General features: G+C 28.8%; 17 protein-coding genes and 1 tRNA gene. 9 read left to right on the forward strand and 9 right to left on the reverse strand.

Features of this window, described 5'->3' with window-relative positions; all coding sequences use genetic code 11:
• Positions 1-5: 5 nt before the first annotated feature.
• Both ABIN17_03275 and ABIN17_03280 read right to left on the reverse strand, forming a co-directional pair.
• Positions 6-81, reverse strand: a tRNA-Arg gene (locus tag ABIN17_03275).
• Positions 82-90: 9 nt separating this feature from the next.
• Positions 91-1,389 (reverse strand): citrate (Si)-synthase, eukaryotic, encoded by a 1,299-nt coding sequence (locus ABIN17_03280; GenBank protein ID MEO0284079.1) that lies wholly within the window; start codon positions 1,387-1,389, stop codon positions 91-93.
• A gap of 63 nt (positions 1,390-1,452) precedes the next feature.
• Here ABIN17_03280 and dapF point away from each other — a divergent pair, with 63 nt between their 5' ends.
• From dapF to ABIN17_03325, 9 genes are read left to right on the forward strand one after another with little or no spacing between them, the layout of a single operon-like run.
• Complete coding sequence (gene dapF, locus ABIN17_03285; protein ID MEO0284080.1) at positions 1,453-2,220, forward strand: diaminopimelate epimerase; 768 nt, start codon at positions 1,453-1,455, stop codon at positions 2,218-2,220.
• 2 nt (positions 2,221-2,222) lie between these two features.
• The gene (locus tag ABIN17_03290; protein ID MEO0284081.1) at positions 2,223-3,380 is read left to right on the forward strand and encodes a Glu/Leu/Phe/Val dehydrogenase dimerization domain-containing protein; all 1,158 of its coding nucleotides are present in this window, start codon (positions 2,223-2,225) and stop codon (positions 3,378-3,380) included.
• Positions 3,377-5,773, forward strand: a complete 2,397-nt coding sequence (locus ABIN17_03295) for a prolyl oligopeptidase family serine peptidase (protein ID MEO0284082.1) — start codon at positions 3,377-3,379, stop codon at positions 5,771-5,773. Before ABIN17_03290 ends, ABIN17_03295 begins: the two co-directional genes overlap by 4 nt.
• 21 nt (positions 5,774-5,794) lie before the next feature.
• Positions 5,795-6,322 (forward strand): ATP-dependent protease subunit HslV, encoded by a 528-nt coding sequence (hslV, locus tag ABIN17_03300; GenBank protein ID MEO0284083.1) that lies wholly within the window; start codon positions 5,795-5,797, stop codon positions 6,320-6,322.
• Entirely contained in the window at positions 6,319-6,996 is a 678-nt protein-coding gene (locus ABIN17_03305; protein MEO0284084.1) for a chemotaxis protein CheW, read from the forward strand. The genes hslV and ABIN17_03305 overlap by 4 nt, the downstream gene beginning before the upstream one ends.
• Before the next feature lie 3 nt (positions 6,997-6,999).
• Positions 7,000-7,719, forward strand: coding sequence for an undecaprenyl-diphosphate phosphatase (locus tag ABIN17_03310; GenBank protein MEO0284085.1), 720 nt, complete (start codon positions 7,000-7,002; stop codon positions 7,717-7,719).
• 3 nt (positions 7,720-7,722) lie between these two features.
• Positions 7,723-9,000 (forward strand): cyanophycin synthetase, encoded by a 1,278-nt coding sequence (locus ABIN17_03315; GenBank protein ID MEO0284086.1) that lies wholly within the window; start codon positions 7,723-7,725, stop codon positions 8,998-9,000.
• Positions 9,001-9,006: 6 nt separating this feature from the next.
• A complete protein-coding gene (locus ABIN17_03320) occupies positions 9,007-11,580 on the forward strand; it encodes a UvrD-helicase domain-containing protein (protein MEO0284087.1) in 2,574 nt (857 codons plus the stop codon).
• Positions 11,577-12,431 (forward strand): glycosyltransferase family 2 protein, encoded by an 855-nt coding sequence (locus ABIN17_03325; GenBank protein MEO0284088.1) that lies wholly within the window; start codon positions 11,577-11,579, stop codon positions 12,429-12,431. Before ABIN17_03320 ends, ABIN17_03325 begins: the two co-directional genes overlap by 4 nt.
• A 33-nt stretch (positions 12,432-12,464) precedes the next feature.
• Here ABIN17_03325 and ABIN17_03330 read toward each other — a convergent pair whose 3' ends face one another.
• From ABIN17_03330 to rplM, 7 genes are all read right to left on the reverse strand, one after another.
• Positions 12,465-14,855, reverse strand: a complete 2,391-nt coding sequence (locus ABIN17_03330) for an insulinase family protein (GenBank protein MEO0284089.1) — start codon at positions 14,853-14,855, stop codon at positions 12,465-12,467.
• A 2-nt stretch (positions 14,856-14,857) separates the two neighbouring features.
• The gene (locus ABIN17_03335; protein MEO0284090.1) at positions 14,858-15,478 is read right to left on the reverse strand and encodes a lysophospholipid acyltransferase family protein; all 621 of its coding nucleotides are present in this window, start codon (positions 15,476-15,478) and stop codon (positions 14,858-14,860) included.
• Positions 15,465-16,169 (reverse strand): UMP kinase, encoded by a 705-nt coding sequence (gene pyrH / locus ABIN17_03340; GenBank protein ID MEO0284091.1) that lies wholly within the window; start codon positions 16,167-16,169, stop codon positions 15,465-15,467. Before pyrH ends, ABIN17_03335 begins: the two co-directional genes overlap by 14 nt.
• A 358-nt stretch (positions 16,170-16,527) precedes the next feature.
• Positions 16,528-17,127, reverse strand: a complete 600-nt coding sequence (gene tsf, locus ABIN17_03345) for a translation elongation factor Ts (GenBank protein MEO0284092.1) — start codon at positions 17,125-17,127, stop codon at positions 16,528-16,530.
• Position 17,128: 1 nt separating this feature from the next.
• Positions 17,129-17,866: a 30S ribosomal protein S2 gene (gene rpsB / locus ABIN17_03350; GenBank protein MEO0284093.1), complete on the reverse strand. Its 738-nt coding sequence runs from the start codon at positions 17,864-17,866 to the stop codon at positions 17,129-17,131.
• Complete coding sequence (gene rpsI, locus ABIN17_03355; GenBank protein MEO0284094.1) at positions 17,820-18,209, reverse strand: 30S ribosomal protein S9; 390 nt, start codon at positions 18,207-18,209, stop codon at positions 17,820-17,822. The genes rpsB and rpsI overlap by 47 nt, the downstream gene beginning before the upstream one ends.
• A gap of 1 nt (position 18,210) precedes the next feature.
• Positions 18,211-18,654 carry a 50S ribosomal protein L13 gene (rplM, locus tag ABIN17_03360; protein MEO0284095.1) on the reverse strand — a complete coding sequence of 148 codons (444 nt, stop codon included), beginning with the start codon at positions 18,652-18,654 and terminating at the stop codon, positions 18,211-18,213.
• Positions 18,655-18,742 lie beyond the last annotated feature (88 nt).

Genomic DNA, 18,742 nt, shown 5'->3' on the forward strand with positions numbered 1-18,742 from the left:
ATATTAGCGCCCGGCGGGAATTGAACCCGCAACCTTCTCCTCCGGAGGGAGACGCTCTATCCGGAGTTGAGCTACGGGCGCAGAAATATTTTATTCTTTTATATTTTCTTTCAACCATTCAAGAGTCACACTCTTTGGTCTTTCAATAGGAAGACCAAGAGCTCTATCCCATATTAATTGAACTGAAATACCTATTGCCCTTGAAACACCAAACAAAACAGTATAAAAGGGGAATTCTGTAATTCCATAATGATAAAGAACACAACCAGAGTGGGCATCTACATTAGGCCAAGGATCCTTTATTTTCTGTAACTGCTGTAAAATCGGAGGAACAACCTCATAAAGCATTGAGACTATTTTAAAAATCGGATCATCCGGCATATATTTCAATGCAAATTCTCTAAAAGCAATATATCTTGGATCAGTTTTTCTTAAAACAGCGTGTCCATATCCAGGGATTACCTGTCCTGAATTTATTGTATCCCAGCAATATTTTTCAAGAATTTCCTTTGTAATCTCTTGACCCTTGAATTTTTCCTGAAGATTTAAAATCCATCTTAACACTTCCTGATTTGCAAGTCCATGTAAGGGTCCTGCAAGTCCATTTATGGCAGCTGATATTGAATAATAAACATCAGATAGAGCAGAGGCAACGAGATGTCCTGTATGGGCTGAAACATTTCCACCTTCATGGTCGCAGTGTAAAACCATATAAAGCCTCATTAGTTCGTATACCTCAGGATTATCATAACCCATCATATGAGCAAAATTAGCAGCCCAGTCAAGTTTGGAATCAGGTTCAATAAATTTACCTTTCTTATACAAATATCTATACACATAAGCAGCAAGAACCGGAATTCTTGCAAGTAAATCAAGGGTATCTTCATAAAAATATTCCCAGTAATTTGTTTTTGGAATCCCTTCCCAGTATGCCTTTGTAAATTTTGACTCCTTCTGCATGGCAAGAATACCCATTGAGAAGAGAACCATGGGATGAGAGTCTTTTGGCATCTTCTTTATAACATCAAATACATAAGAGGGCACTTCCATCCTTTTCTTGAATTCTTCCTGAATTTCCTTAATATTTTCTTCTGTTGGAAGATCACCTGTTAAAAGTAAATAGAAAATCCCTTCAGGAAGTGGTTCATTACCTCCTTTTGCCTTTGGAAGTTTTTCTCTAACTTCAGGTATGGTATATCCTCTAAATCTTATTCCTTCATTAGGATCAAGAAGAGAACCTTCCCATACCATGCATTTTACATCCCTCATTCCACCGTAAGCCTGTTCAACTGTTACCTCGGAGATTACCTTTTTACCGAATTTTTCCCTGAACTCCTTTACTTCTTTTTGTCTTTTTTCTATTTTTTCCTTTAATGTTTGTTTTAACATTTTTTCCCTCCTTTTTAAATAAATTATTATAAAATATAAGGCAAAATATCTTATAATTTCTAAATGAAATTGAAATTTTTAAAAATGGAAGCAACTGGTAATGATTTTATAGTGCCAATTGATATAAAACCAGAAAAGATAGAAAAATTTATTACCTTTTTATGTGAAAGGAGAAGGGGAATTGGTGCTGATGGGATTTTGTTTTCCTTAAGGGATAAAAATTATGACTTCAGAATGATTTATTATAATTCTGATGGTGGAAGAGCAGAGTTCTGTGCAAACGGTGCAAGATGCCTTATTTATTTAAATTATTTAAAAACTAAAAAGAAAAAATTTAAGTTTATTGCTGATGATGGTGAACATGAAGGTGAATACCTTGGCAAAAATAATGTCAAACTTAAAATGATAAACCCTATATTTCTAAAAAATTTAAAAATCTCAGAAAAGGACTACACACTTATAAATTCAGGTGTTCCCCATTTGATAAGAGAGGAAAAAGAAATAGAAAAAATTGATGTTGTAAAAGAAGGAAAATTTTTAAGGTATCACGAATTTTTTAAACCTAAAGGCACAAATGTAAACTTTATTGAAATAACTGGTAATAAAATTAAAATAAGAACATATGAAAGGGGAGTTGAAGATGAGGTTTTATCCTGTGGAACAGGTGCTGTGGCTTCTGCCTTTTATACAAAGTTAAAAAATGGATTTAGTCAATTTGAAATATTAACAAAAGGAGGAGATATTTTGAAAGTTGTATTTAATGAGTCAGGAACATACCTAATTGGAAAAGTAAAATTATCTTTTAAAGGAGAAATTGATTTAAAATTTTAATTATGTTTGATGAATATAAAAATTATTTTTTAAAAGTTTGTAATGAAGCCCTTTTACCTGAAGGAATAGTAAATTTGATATTAGAACCTGAATTTATAGCCATACAAAACATTCCCTTTGAATATGAAGGAAGAATAAATTTATTTAAAAGTGTGAAAGTTATACATTCCTCTATAAAACCTTACTATATTGGACCCTTAAGAATAAAAAGTAAGATTTCTATTGATGAATTAAAAATGCTTTCTTCTTTTTTTACATGGCAAAATTTTCTTTTAAATATGCCCTTTTCTGGTTTAAGTGCAGGTCTAGAAGTGGAAGAAAAATTTATAAAAAATTATAAAATGAAAAAATTTTTATCTGAAAAGTTTCTATCCTTTTTAAAGGATGAAAAGGAAATTTTTTATCCTGAAATGGGTTATGAGGAAAATGAAATTTATTGTGAGAACTTTACTGCTAAGGTTTTTGAAATGGGAGGATTTTTTAATAGAAGGGAAATCTTAAAAAGAGGAATAAAAATCATCTTGGATAAATTTTCTGAAATAGAGGATTTTGATTATAAGGAAAAAAAAGTTTTAATTCAGGGTTCTGGTAAAGTTTCACTTTTATTCTTTGAAGTTTTGAAAGAAAAAAATGCTAAAGTAGTGGGTTTGTCAGATACAAAAGGTGCAATAGTTTCAGATTCCTTTAACTATGATGAAGTAATAGAACTTAAAAAGAATAAAGGAAAAATTTCAGAAATTAAGGGTGAAAAATTAACAAATGCAGAGTTTCTTGAAAGGGAGTGTGATATTTTAATTCTGGCAGGACCTTCAAATGTAATCAATAAAAATAATTTTGATAAAATTAAAGCAAAAGTTATTATTGAAATTGCCCCATCAGGAATTAATTATGAAATTTATGAAATGTTATCAAAGGAAAAGAAAATTATTCCTGATATTATTTCTGTTTTACCCTTTACCCTTATAAATTCTATTGAAGCAATAAAGAAAAATGTAAGTTTTATTACAAAAGATAATCTTGAATTATATGATAACACTTTAAAAAATATTTTTTCTGATATATATGCTTATAGTGTTGCAAAAAATAAATCTTTAAAATTTTCAGGTTTTATGATTTCTTTACTCAGATATGCCAAAGTATTATCAATGAAAGGAGTATGATTTTTTTTATATTTTTAAAAATTTATATACTTTCCCCTTTTCAAATAGCACCTCGCGAGTCTTCACCAGATTTTCTTTTACCAAATGGTGAAGAAAAATATTTAATTTCTTTAAAAGATACCTTCTATACAACCCTTTCAAAAAAAGGAAAAATTTTCTGGAGAGAGGTAAAACCTGATAAAGATGGTTATATTTTTATCACCTCTGATACTCTTGAAATTAAAAGGGAATATGAGCATCATGGCTATAGTTTTAGCACTTTAAGTTATGTTTATATTGACACTTTTTTTAAAGATGGTTTTTATCTTGTATACCCTGAAAAAATTTCAAGATTTTATATTGATTCAAACCCTTACATTGGAAATCCTTATTATTATTCTAATATTCCGGTTCCCCTTTATTTAAAAGAAAAAAGATATAGAGTTCTACTTATAACTGGAGAAGAATACGGAAAAGTAAGAATTTCATTTAAAAGGGCTCCGGAAACTCCATTTGTATATAAAGAATGGGCTATATTACCTTTTATCTTGAGAGATTCCCTTTATGAATTTTATATTGGTTTCTGGATAATAAATCCGAGTGATAAATTCTTTAAAAAATTAATTTTAGAAGGTTATGGAGAAAATCTTGAAGGAGAAAAAAAAGAAATTGATTTTCTTATGCCTTTTGAAATTATTTATGAGGATTTAAAATTTAAAATATTAAATAAAAATTTTAAAAAGGAAACTCTTACAATTTCTGTTAAATTAAAAGGTGAAAACTTTGACACCATAACGAATTTTTATTTGCCGATAAAATCAAAAGATGAACCCTTAAAAATTACATTTAAGTCAAAAATTGATGAGGGAGTTAATTATTTTGCTATAAGATATCCCAAAGTAAAGGGTGATTATAAAAAGGGAGTTATATTTTCTCTTCATGGGGCAGGTGTTGAGGCAATTGATCTTGTAAGAACATATAAAGAGGAGGATTCTTTATTTATAGTTTCGCCTACAAATAGGAGACCCTTTGGTTTTGACTGGCAGGATCTTGGAACCTTAGATTTTCTTGAAGTTTTTAATTATGTTAAGAAAAATTTTAATGTTGATACTGATAAAATTTATCTTACTGGACACTCAATGGGAGGACATGGCGCTTATTTCATAGGGTTCCATTTTGCTGATAAATTTGCCGCAATTATACCATCAGCTGGTTGGGTATCCTTCAGAACTTATGTTCCTTATTTTTTGCAGGGAGTAAGTTTATTTGGTGATCCTCTTCAAATAAAAATAAGGGAGAGGGTTTTATATTCAGAGGATATTCAAAAATTTATAAGAAATGCTTTAAATGTTCCTTTTTTAATAGTTCATGGAACAGAGGATAAATCTGTTCCAGTTTTTCATTCAAGATTTATGTTTTCACTTTTAAAGAGAAATAGCATAAGGGTAAAGTTATGGGAAGTAAGTGATATGGGACACTGGTGGGATATTGAAAATACAGAGGGTATTGATTGTGTAGATTCAGATACAATTATAAATTTTATAAAAAAACATAAAAGATTTTTGCCTGATTCCTTTGAGTTTTACTTTTCTGATTTAGGTATAAATAATTCCTTTTATTATTTAAAAATTTTAGATCCTGAAAAATATTTTTATCCAGGTTTTGTTAAATTAAAAAGAAAAGATAACAACATTATGATTAATACTTTTAATGTTAATGCCTTTGAGATGGATTTATCAAATTTTAATTTTGAGAAATTTTTCATAAATATAGATGGAAAAATTTTTGAGTTAAAGGGTAAGAATAAGTATATTTTTTTAAAAAGAAAAAACTGGGAAATAGTAAGTGAATTTAAGTTAAAGATGCCTTTAAAAACTCCTTCAAATCCAGGTCTTATAAAAAATATTATGCGTAACAAAATTTTGATAGTTTTTAGCACGGGAAAAAATTCCTTTGAAAATTATCATTTGGCAAGAAATCTTTCTTTTTCCCTTCTTACAAGGGGAAATTTAAAGGTAAAAATTTTACCTGATACTTTATTTGATAAAAAGTTATCTTTATTTTACAATTTGATTTTAATAGGAAAAAAGGATGAATTTAGGGGAAAGGTTAAAGAGATTTTAAAAATTTTGCCTTTTTATTTATTTAAAAATAAAAAAATTACCGATGGTCTTTTAATTTTTATTTATCCCCTTTACCCTTTTTCTTATAATATGGGTCTTTTTATAATTTATTCAGATGTAAAATATTTAAGAGAAGTTTTTAGACTTCCCCTTTTTGTTTCAGGCATTGGATTTCCTGATGGAATTTTTGTTAAGAATCCTTATGATCTGAAATCAAAGGGTTTTTCAGGTCTTTCCTTCTTTTTATGGAATAAAAATTATAATAATTTTGATGAAATTGCCTTTCCCTAATTATACTAATTAAAATAAAATATGATGCATTCAACTACTGTTCTTGGTATTCTAAAGGATGGAAAGGCTGTAATAGGGGCTGATGGGCAGGTTACCTTTGGAGAGACAGTTTTAAAACACAAGGCTAAAAAGGTAATGAAAATTTTTAATGGGGAAGTTCTTGTGGGATTTGCTGGTGCGGTTGCTGATGCCTATACTCTTTTTGAAAACCTTGAAAAAAATTTGAAGGAATTTAAAGGAGACCTTATGAGGGCTTCCGTTGAACTGGCAAGAAGATGGAGGCAAGATAAATTTTTAAGGAGACTTGAAGCACTTATTGCTGTTATTAATAAAGAAAGGGCTCTTATAATCTCAGGAAACGGTGAAGTTGTTGAACCTGAATATGGAATAGTTGCCATTGGTTCAGGTGCACCTTATGCAAGATCAGCTGCCCTTGCCCTTTTAAAACATACTGATTTGGAACCAAGAAAAATAGTTGAGGAAGCTCTTAAAATTGCTGCTGAAATATGCATTTACACCAATGAAAATTTTACAATTTTAGAACTATGAAAGATAAAGAGGAAATAAGTTACAAAAAATTTCTTGATTTTTTTAAAGAAAAAACAGAGGAAAGTAAAAAGGAAACACCTATAAAAGAAGAAACTTCAAAAAAGAAAATAAAAAAGAAAAAAATTGAGGAAAAAAAAGAAATAGTTGAAAAAGAAGAATTAAAGGAACCGGGATTTAAGCTCGAAATGAGTTCCGAAGTGAAACCCGAGGAAATAAAAGAAGAATTACCCGAGGCAATTGTAGAAGTGGAAGAAGTTAAAGATGAAGAATTTTTAATTTTCAGGTTAGGAAGTGAAAACTATGCAATTTATACTCAGGATGCATCAGAAGTTATAACTGGTTTAGAGGTTTTTGAAGCAACTGATTTACCATCTTATGCTATAGGTATGGCTAATTTTAGAGATAGAATAATACCTGTTATTTCATTTTCTAAACTTTTAAATATTGAAGAAGAAAAAGAGCCTTATTCCTTTATTTTTATTGAAAAGAAAGATAAAAAAGAAAGTTTTTTCCTTAGGGTAGGTGAAGTGAGGGGAATTTATAAAAAAAGAGATGTAAAATTACTTGAAGTCCCTTATGACCTGGATAAGGAAATTTTTAAAAAAATAATTCTTATTGATAAAGAACTTATTCCCCTTATAGATGTTATAAAGTTAATAGAAAAGAAGGAATAAAAATTGAAGGAAATAGCACTTGGTTTTTTACAGGGAATAACAGAGTTTTTACCCATCTCTTCCTCAGGTCATCTTCTATTTTTACAGGAGGTGTTTAAATTCAATTTGAAGGGAATAGGTATTGAAACCCTTTTTCATCTTGCAACATTTTTTTCTGTAATTGTATATTTTAGAAAAAGGCTTATAAATTATTATTTAAAAAATTGGTTTAAAATCTTATTAGGGATTTTACCTGCTTCTTTATTTGCCCTTCTATTTAGAAATAAAATTAAAGAATTTTTTGAAGACCCTAAGTATCTATTTCTATTTTTTCTTTTAAATGGTTTTTACCTTTTATCTTCAAGAATAAGGGAAGGTGGAGAAGGTTTAGATAATAAAAAAGCCTTTTTAATTGGTGTTATGCAGATTTTTGCTCTTTTACCCGGAATTTCAAGGTCTGGAACCACAATTACCACAGCACTCCTTTTAAATATTAATCCAAAGGAAAGTTTTGAATTTTCCTTTTATATGTATTTACCCCTTGTTTTAGGTGCCTTTATTCTTGAAATAGGAGATTTAAAATATCTTGAAGTTTTACCTTCTTTAGCAGGATTCATTTTTGCTTTCTTATCAGGTCTTTTTGCACTTTTTTTAATTGAAGGCTCAATAAAAAAGAAACTTTTTCCCTTTTTTGGAATTTACACTATAATTCTTTCAATTTTTTCATTTTTTCTTTTAAGATAAAAAATGAATTTTAATGAGGCAAATCTTTTTCTTGAATCTTTAATAAATTATGAGAAAAAAACTCCTAAAAATGATTTTGATTTTTTAAGGTTTATTGAAAATTTAAAGGAATTTGATAATCCTCAGAATTACCTTAAAAATACATGTATTATAGCAGGAACGAAAGGGAAAGGGAGCACAGCCCATCACATTGTAAGTGGTCTTTTAGAAAATAATTTTTCAAATACAGGGTTATACACTTCTCCCCATGTTATGAATGTAAGAGAAAGGATAAGGATAGGTGAAAATGATATAAGTGAAGAGGATTTTATCTATTATGTTTTAAAAATAAAAGAAAAAATTGAAAGTGGAATTAATCTAACATATTTTGAAGCTCTTACAGTTATGGCTTTCTTATTTTTTAAGGAAAAAAATACTCTTTTTAATGTTTTAGAAATTGGTCTTGGTGGAAGACTTGATGCAGTGAATGCCACTCCATCCGATTTTTCAATAATAACACCTATAAGTTATGACCATGAGCATGTTCTAGGAAACACTTTAAGTAAAATTGCCTATGAGAAGAGTTTTGTTATTAAGGGAAAATACTCAATAATATCACCTCAACCTAAGGAAGTGCTTTATGTTCTTTTAGAAAGGGCTAAAAAGGTTAAAAGTGAAGTTTTTCTTCTCGGTATAAAAATTCCCTTTAAAATACTTGAACTTTCTGAAAGGGGGACATATTTTAAGATTTATTTTGATACGAGGTGGCATCATATTTTTACTTCTATGATAGGTGATTTTCAGGCAATCAATGCTTCCCTTGCTTTTATTTACTTATATTTAAATAATATAAGGTGTTATGATTTTAAAAAATTTAAACTTTTTGGAAGATTTGAAAGGATTCATGATAATCCTTTTTTTATAGTAGATGGTGCTCATAATCCAATTTCTTTAAGAGCTGTTACAAGGAATGTGAGAAAAATAATAAAAAGGAAACCCAGATTTTTAATTTTCGGGACTAATAGAGACAAAAATATAAAGAAAATGCTTAAAATTTTACAGGAACTTGAACCTAAGTGCCTTATTTTAACTCAATCACATATACCGAGGAGAGAAAATCCAGATAGTTTATATGAAATTGCTAAAACATTAAATTTCAAAAAAATTTTAAAGTTTGAAGATGCTTTTGAAGCCTTTAAATTTTCCTTTGAAAATTCTGATTCAAATTCCTTTATACTTCTAACAGGTTCCTTTTATCTTGTTGAACTTGCAAAAAGATTTATAATTGAGAATAAGTTATAATATAGGATGCTTTCAAAGAAACTCGGTAAGTATGAGATTCTGAAATGGCTCGGTGGAGGAACTTTTGGTGATGTTTACCTTGTAAAAGACACTCTAATTGATAAACTTTTTGCAATTAAAATACCGAGAATAAAAGAAGAGGAATGGGAGATTTTAAAAAGAGAAGCAAAGATTCTTTCAGAACTTCTTCATGAAAATATAGTTAGATTTTATTCCGTTGATATTATTGATAACAATCTAATAATGACAATGGAGTATGTTGAAGGTTCATCTTTAAGAAATCTTATAAAATCAGCACCATTAAAGGAGGATCTTGTTGTTGATATTTTTAAAAAAGTTTTACTTGCCCTGGATTATGCACATAAAAAGGGAGTGCTTCATAGAGATTTAAAACCTGAAAATATACTTTTAACAAGGGAATTTGAACCAAAGATATCTGATTTTGGACTTGCCATGATTTTTCAGGAAAAAGTTTCCGGGCAAGTTGTGGGAACACCTTTATATCTTGCTCCAGAAGGATGGAGAGGCAATTATAATGAAAAAACTGATATATTTGCTGTAGGTTCAATTATGTATGAATGTTTTATGGGTTTTCCTCCCTTCCAGGGTAGAACCCTTGATGAAATAAGGGAAAAGATAAGAAAAGGAAGTTATCCCAAAATAAAGGAAAATGTTAGTGAAAATTTAAAGAAAATTATTGAAAAGTCTATTAATCCTGAACCTGAAAAAAGGTTTAAAAATGCAATTGAGATGTTAAGGGCTATTGAAGGTGATTTCAAAGTTTCAGTGAGTCCCTTAGTAGAAGTTAAAATAAGTGAAAAGAAAAAAATTATCTTAGAAGATCTTACTGAGGAGCAAAAAGATGCTGTTACATCTGAAGAAAGGTTTATTCTTGTAAAAGGTGGAGCAGGAACAGGGAAAACTTTAAGTTTATTAAGAAGGGCAGCCTATTTAATTGAGATTAAAAAAATTGAACCTGAGGAAATTATTATAACAACATTTACAGGAAAGGGAATTGAGGAGATAAGGTCAAGACTTATGCTTTTACTTTCAAAGAAAAAGTATTTATCTTTAAACATCGGAACAATGCACAATCTTGCTTTACAGGTTCTTTATGTAGGTGGTTCAAGAATTGGTTTTGATATGGAAAAAACAAAAATTTTAACAAGGAGTGAGAGTTTTCAAATAGTTAAGAATATATTTCCTGATATATCACAGATAGAGCTGGAGGAAATAATGAAGACAATTTCAATTTCAAAAGCAAATCTTTTAAGTTACCAGGACCTTTTAAGATCAGATTATGCCTGGCAGAGAAGATGTGGTATTGTTTATAAAAAATACTCAGAAACCTTAAAGGAGAATAATCTTTTAGATTACGATGACCTTATCTATTATGCTAATTTACTTCTTGAAAATTACGATGATTTAAAAGAAAGATTTATCCATTCAATAAAACATTTACTTGTAGATGAATTTCAGGACCTAACCTTTGGGGAAGTTTCTCTTTTAAAAAAATTAAGAGAAAAAGGGGGCTCACTTTTTGCAACTGGTGATGAAGATCAAGCTATTTACAGTTTTAGGGGTGCATCTAATGAATTTATAATTAATTTTGATAAGTATTTTGAAAATTCAAAAATATATTATCTTACAAAATCTTTTAGGATTCCTGAACAGATTTACGAAGCTGGTTTAAAAATTTTATCAAAAATAAAAAACAGAAAGGAAATTTTTTTTGTTCCTGCGGAAAAAAAAGGACAGAGAATCTTTATATATCATGCTGAAGATGAAAAGGATGAGGCAAAATTTGTTGCAGGTCAAATTAAACTTTTGTTTTCTGAAGGAATAAAGGAAGAAAAAATAGCAGTTCTTTCAAGGTATTCCTTTTATCTTAAAAATTTTCAGGAAATTTTTAAAAAGGAAAATATCCCTTACAATATTCAGGGTAAATCAAGATTTTATGTAAGGGGGATTGTAAGGGCAATTATCAATTATCTTGAATCATTGGTAACAGGAAAAAAAACACCTTTTAATATGGCAATAAAGTTTTTTTTAGGTGATAAAAAAATTGATGAGGGAGTTTTGAAACTATGGAAGGAACATATTAGGGAAAAATTAAATAAGAGACCTCTTGAAATTGTGAATGAATTTCTTGAAAAAATAAAGTTTTATGAATTTTTAAAAAATTTACCTCAAGATCAAGAAAAAGAGGAAAGGGAGATAATTGAAGAACTTTTCTTTTTATTAAAAGAGTATAGGGAAGGTGAGGTAAAAAAATTTTTAGATTCTTTTTCAGTTTTAGAAAATCTTGAAACTGATACAAAGGAAGGAGGGGTTTTTCTTTCAACAATTCATGGTGCAAAGGGACTTGAATTTGATGTAGTTTTTATAACAGGAATGGCAGAAACAATTTTCCCAAAAACTCAAAGTTTAAGTAATAGAAAAGAATTAGATGAGGAAAGGAGACTTTTTTATGTAGCCTTAACAAGGAGCTGTGAAAAAGTTTTTATAACAAGACCGAAAACAAAATTTGGAAGAAAACTTTTACCCTCAAGATTTATTGAGGAGATGATAATTACATGAAAAGTATTTCAGTTATAATTGTAAATTATTATTCAAAAAATTTAATAGAAGAGCTTTTGAAAACTTTGCCAGAAGTGATAAAAAGAGAAGGTGAAATAATAATTGTTAACAATTCACCAGAGGAAGTCCTTTCTTTTAATGGTTATGATAATTTAAAAGTTATAAATAATGAAAAAAATTTTGGTTTTGGGAAGGCTGTTAATATTGGAGTAAGAGAAAGTGAAGGTGAGTATTTACTTATAGTAAATCCTGATGTGAAGTTCATAAAAGGTTTTGAGAAAGCCTTTGATTTTATAAAGAAAAAAAAGAGGATTTCTATGTTAATTCCACTTTTTGTTGATGAAGAAGGTAAAAAAATAGTGCCATTTAGAGATGTGGAATATGGTTTTCGTTGTTTTATTTATATGATGGGGTACGATGAGTTTATAAAAAAGAAGGAAAAAAAGAGAATTAAAGAGAAATTTTTAAAGGTTTCTCCTGGAGCATGTTTTATTATACCTTCCAAAATTTTTAGAAAGATAGGGGGTTTTGATGAATCCTTTTTTTTATTTAAGGAGGATGAGGATTTAGAAAGAAGGTTGAGGAGGGAAAATTTTTATATTTATTTTTATCCAGATTGGGTAGTTTATCATAAATTTGGTGCCACTCATAAGGAGAGTGATTTTGCTTTTTATCACAGGGTTAATTCTCTTTACATTTTTTATAAAAAACATCAAAGATATTTCTATCCTGTTATAAGGATTCTTTTGCCTTTATTTTATCTTCTAAAATCTTTTAAAAATAAAAAAAATTTTAAATATTTTTTGATTTCTTTAACTTCCAATTTTAAAAAGTTAAAGGAGATAAAATGAACCTTTAAAACTTTCAAGCTGCAAAAATTTTTTTTATTCTATATAAATCTTTGAAAAATTTTCAAAAGAAAGGACTTTCTGAGCAATTTTTTTTATATCCTTTAAATTTACCTTTAAAATATTTTCTAACATAAATTTATCAAAATCGTGAGAAAGCCCTGAATAAATATAAAAACCCCTGTAAAAACTTCTTGTTTCAGGATTGGAAAGCCTCCTTAACATATTACCAACAAAAGAATTTATCGCAATTTCAAGTTCTTCTTTATCAATCTTTCTTTTTAAGTCCTCAAAGATATTTTCCATTGTTTTCTCAACAATTTTTATTTTTTCTTTATCAGTACCTATTTCATAATAAAATAAAATTTTTGAAGGAAAAATTTTAACTCCTGAAGAAAGTCTATAAGATGCTCCCATTTTTTCCCTTATTATTTCCTGCATTCTATCAGTAAGAATTAAAGAAAGGGCTATATAAGGAATTATTTCCTTTTTTTCCTTAAAACTGAAAACTCTTCCCCCTATTATATAACTTTGCTTTAAATTCAATTTAACTGAATCAATAAAATTTTCATCATTTAAATTAATTTCTTCTCCTTGTGTATTTGTTCCTAAACTTTTAATTTCTTTATAAAATAAGCTATCAATTTTATCCGATTCATAAGTTATTATCATATTTTCTTTTTCAAAAATTTTTTTTGAATATTCATAAAGATCAAAAATTTTTATATTTTCAATTTCAGGAATTTCTCCATATAAAGACCTTTTCAATTCATTTTTAAACAATCTATTTTCAAATTCTTCCCATGCTCTAACATAAGGGTCATTCTGTGAAATATTTTTGGCAAAAATTGCATCCCTTTTTGCTTTTTTTAAATCAAGGGTATCAAATTCTGTATTAAGTAAGAGTGATAAAAATTTTTTAACTTTTTCTCTATTATCAGAAGGAAAAGTTATTCTTATATAAGCAAAATCTCTCCTGTGATAATAATCATCAAAGGGTAAAAAGGGATTATCGTATGTTTTAACCTGAAAGCCTTCCTCTTCAATAATTTTTTCTATTTTTTTACTTATAAGTGCTCTGAAAAAGACCTGTGATAATCCATTTTTTGAATAAGGTTCATATAAAATTCTATTTTTCAAAAGTATATGAATTGCCTCAGGAAAGGCTTTTCTTTCCTCCTCTTCTTTTTTAAGTGTAACAAAAATTGTTCTTGAATTTTTTAGATAAATTTTATAAAAAGCTGAAAAATCTTCAAAATTTGTGTTTTTGATACTTTTGATTATTTTATCTTTTAAATAAGGATCATCATATATGAGATAATCAGTAAGATAAAATACTGAGTAAACTGGATCAAGTGCATCATAAATTTTTTCCTTTAAGATTTTATTTTTAACTCTATCAAAATCCTCATTTTTTAAATTTTCTAAAAAACTTTTAAGGAATTCATCAAGTTCTTTTTCTATAATAGTAATAGAATCTTTTTCTAAACTTTTTAAGGTTAAATTAATTCCAAAAACTCCAAATTTCCTTCTTGATTCATAACTTGATAATATATTCAAAATTTTTTTATTTTTTTCTTTCAGTTTACTTAAGGCAAAATCTGAGTTTAGTATTTCATTTAAAAGAATAAAGTAAAAAGAGGATGGGTGATTAAGAGGTGGAGCTTCAAAATATTTAAAAATATAAGAGTTTTTTATATCCTTAATTTCCAAAAATATTTTTTCACCCAAAAACTTTTCTAAATTCAGGAATTTCTCCTCAATTATAATTTTCTTTGTTGATTCATTTCCAAAAGTTTTTTTCAAAAGATCAATTAATTCCTTTTCATCAATATCTCCCATCACAAAAATTGTCATATTATTAGGGGCATAAAATCTCTTATAAAATTCAATGACCTTTTCCTTTTTTAAATTTTTAATTGTATTTTCATAACCTATAACAGGATGGGAATAATTTGTCCCTTTATAAATTATTGAATCCACTTTTTCTTTAATAATGTTATATTCTCTTGATCTATCCTGATACATCTCCTGAAGCACAACACCCTTTTCCTTTTCAAATTCCTTATCAGGAAAATTAGATTTAAAGAGCATTAAATATAAAAGGTATATACCTTCTTTAAAATTTTTATCAGGACCTGAGAAAAAGTAAGCAGTGTAATCTTCTCTTGTAAAGCCGTTAACATAAAGTCCAAACTTATCAAAATTTTTTCTTAATTCTTCCCTTGAAAATTTTTCATTACCATCAAATAACATATGTTCAAGGAAATGGGTTAATCCTTCACAGCCCTTTTCCTCATTAAAGCTTCCAGAATTTACAAGAACAAGAAATGTAAATATATCACTTTTTTCCCTTTTATCATAGATAAGTTTAAGTCCATTTGAAAACTCTAAAGTTATGTAAGAGATAAATAAAAATTTTAGCATTTTTACCTCCTTTTTAAATTTTTTTGTGCTATTTCATTTGCTTCTTTTAAAAGATTTGTGAAAAGCTCTGAATCTATCATTTTTTTATTATAAACAAAAATGGGTGATGAAATATACACAGTGCATTTTGAAAAGGGTAAAGGAATCATGAATCTATCCCAGGAAGAAAGTTCTATTTTTCTATTAAAGGCGACTCCGACAAGATAAATCGGGGCTTTTGAGAGATAGGATATAAATAGTGCCCCTTCTTTAAAAGTCTCTCTTGGTCCTTTTGGTCCATCAGGAGTGATTGCTGCAAGTTTTTCCTTTTTTAAAGCTTTTATCATTTGCCTGAACCCCTTTTCTCCCAGTTTTGAACTTGAACCTCTTACAGGGATAAATCTGAATTTTTTTAAGGGTTTTATTAAAAGTTCTCCATCCCTTGAAGTTGATATTAAGATTCTTATTTTTTTATTTCTGTAAAAGTAAATTAGAGGGAAAAAAGTTCTATGCCAAAAACAGAAAAGTGCTTTTTTCTCTGGTAAATTTCCTATCTGTTTGAATTTTATAGTTTTTATATAAAAGTAATAAACTATTTCAAAAATTCCCTGAATTGTTCTTATAAAAAGATTATTTTGTAACAAGAGTTCCGAGATTTTCACCTAATAAAACTTTTTTAAGCATTCCACTTTTTGTGATATTGAATACTATTATTTCAATATTATTTTCCTTGCAGAGAGCTACAGCTGAAGCATCGAGTATTCTTAAGTCATTTTTTATTATTGTGTCATAGTCAATTCTATCATACTTTTTAACATTTTTGTCTTTCATAGGGTCACCTGAATAAATTCCGTCAACTTTTGTTCCTTTAAGAAAATACTTTGCTCCTATTTCAATTGCCCTTAAAGCAGCTGCTGTATCCGTTGAAAAAAAGGGATTTCCAGTTCCAGAAGCAAATATTACTATTCTTCCCTTTTCCAGGTGTCTTATTGCTCTTCTTCTTATATAGGGTTCTGCGATCTGTTTTATTTCAATTGCTGACATAACTCTTGTTGTTTTACCCATTTTTTCAAGAATGCTTTGAAGGTAAAGGGAATTTATAAGAGTTGCAACCATTCCCATATAATCAGCAGTTGCTCTATCAATACCCAGTTTTTTACTCTGAATTCCCCTTATTATGTTTCCTCCTCCAACAACGACTGCAATTTCAAAACCAAGGTCATGAATTTCTTTAATTTCTTCTGCAACTTTAAGAAAAGAATCGGAATCAAGACCAAAATTTCCTCCTCCTAAGACTTCCCCGCTTATTTTTAATAAAATCCTTTTATTTTCCATCCTTTAATTTATAAATTAAAAAAACAGATAATTTCAATTTTAACGGAGTTTTTAGGATAAAAATTTTTCAGATACAGAAGATTATTAAGTTGTAAAAAGAGGTGTTTTGAGATTATTATTAAATTTGGAGGATTGTAAAAAGTATTTGAAACAAGTCTTAATAAGAAGGCATATAGATTAATAAAATGAGCCTAATATTTTATTTCTTTATCAATCTAACAGTTTTTTTATTTTTTCCATCTTTTAGTTTTTTAATAGTTTCATCCCCCATAGTAAAGGAATATAAAGGCAGAAAGGAAGTTTTAGAAAAATTGGATAAGAAAAATTGAATTTTTCTCTTAATAAAGGGTTTTAAAAATCACTGTTCACCTATTCTGAATCTTGCAAATCTTTTAACAACTATATTTTCCCCAAATTTTGTTATATACTGTTTAATTAAATCTCCCACAGTTATTGATGGATCCCTTATATAACTCTGTTCAAGAAGACATTTTTCCTTATAAAAATTTTCCATTTTCCCTTCCACTATTTTTTGAATTATATTTTCAGGTTTTCCACTTTCCCTTGCTTGCTCCTCATATATTTTCTTTTCTCTCTCAATTACTTCAGCAGGAATATTTTCTCTTTTAACAGCAATAGGATTCATTGCAGCAATCTGCATTGCTATTTCTCTTGCAAGTTTTATAAATTCTTCATTCTTTGCAACAAAATCTGTCTCACAGTTGAGTTCAACAAGAACCCCAAGTTTTGCACCAGGGTGTATGTAAGCCTCAATAACTCCTTCCTTTGCTTCCCTATCAAGTTTTTTTTCGGCTTTTGCTATTCCTATTTTTCTTAAAATTTCAACTGCTTTTTCAATATCACCATTTGATTCAAGAAGAGCCTTTTTACAATCCATAACTCCTGCACCGGTTCTTTCTCTTAATTCTTTAATCAAATCAAGAGATATATCAGCCATTTTATTCCTCCTCCTTTAATTTTGCTTTTCCTCTTAAATAAGCATCTGTTATAAGTCTTGTTATATATTCTATTGATTTCATTGCATCATCGTTTCCAGGGATGAGGTAATCTATAACTTCAGGATTTCCGTCTGTATCAATAAGTGCTACAACAGGAATATTTAATTTTTTTGCTTCTTTTACTGCTAATTCCTCTTTAACAGGGTCTATAATAAATAAAAACTGGGGCAGTTCAAACATATCTTTAACACCACCAAGATTTTTCTGTAATTTTTCATATACTTTTAAAATTTTTTGCTTTTCATTTTTAGGATACTTTTCAAGCCTTCCATCTTCTTTCATCTTTTCAATTTCTCTCATTTTTTCAATTCTTGTTTTAATTGTTTCAAAATTTGTTAAAAGACCACCTGGCCACCTTTCAACAACATAATAAACACCTGCTTTTGATGCGTATTCTTTAACTATTTCTTTTCCCTGTTTTTTTGTACAAACAAATAGTGGAATAGCTCCCTCCGAACCCTTTTTTTCAACAAATTCTAAGGCTTCTTTTAATTTCTGGAGAGTTTTGTGAATATTTATAATGTGTATTCCTTCCTTTTTGCCGTAGATATATTCCCTCATTTTCGGATTCCATCTGTAAACCCTGTGTCCAAAATGGACACCGTTCTGTAAAAGTTCTTCTATGTTAATATTAACGTTTGGAGTATTGATGAGCTCTCCTGCGTTTGGTGAGACCATATTTCATCCTCTCTTTTATTCTTGAATCCCTTGTTAACATTCCCCTTGATTTTAAAACAGCCTTGAAACCTTCATTATACTTTACTAAAGCCCTGCTTAGAGCAAACCTTATAGCTCCTGCTTGTCCTGCAAGGCCTCCACCTTCAACCTTTACAGCAATATCAAAATCTTTTTCCTTTTGGACAACTTTTAGTGGTTCGAAAGCCTGTATCACAAGGTCTTCTCTTTTAAAATATTCAAGGGGTCTTTTCCCATTTACCCATATTTTTCCTGTACCAGGGCGAAGTCTTAACCTCGCCCTTGCTGTTTTCCTTCCGCCTGAAGTTAAAATTAGCTCACTCATATTATTTTAATTTTTCTAATGCAATTGACTCTGGTTTTTGTGCCTGATGGGGGTGCTCTGGCCCCTTATAAACTTTTAACCTTTTGAGCATCTTTCTTCCGAGTCTGTTTTTGGGCAACATTCTCTTTACTGCAAGTTCTATTATTCTCTCTGGATGTTTTTCAAGTAATTCCTTAAAGGTTCTTTGCTTTAATCCACCTGGATAACCTGAATGATGATAATAAATTTTATCTTTTAATTTTTTACCAGTTACTTTTACCTTTTCTGCATTTATGACTACCACGAAATCTCCCAAATCAAGATGAGGTGAATACCCTGGTTTTCTCTTTCCCATCAATAAAAGAGCAATCCTTGTTGCCATTCTTCCAAGAACTTGACCTGTGGCATCCACAAGGTGCCATTTCCTATCCACCGTTTTAAAACTCATTGGGGTTATTTTTTCCATAATATAAGTTTTATTATACAATTCATTTTGACCCTTTTTCAAATTTTTTTATCTTTTTGCTTTTTCTTCTTTTTTTATTTTATATTTT

The sequence above is a fragment of the candidate division WOR-3 bacterium genome, assembly GCA_039803925.1.
Lineage (GTDB): Bacteria > Hydrothermota > Hydrothermia > Hydrothermales > JAJRUZ01 > JBCNVI01.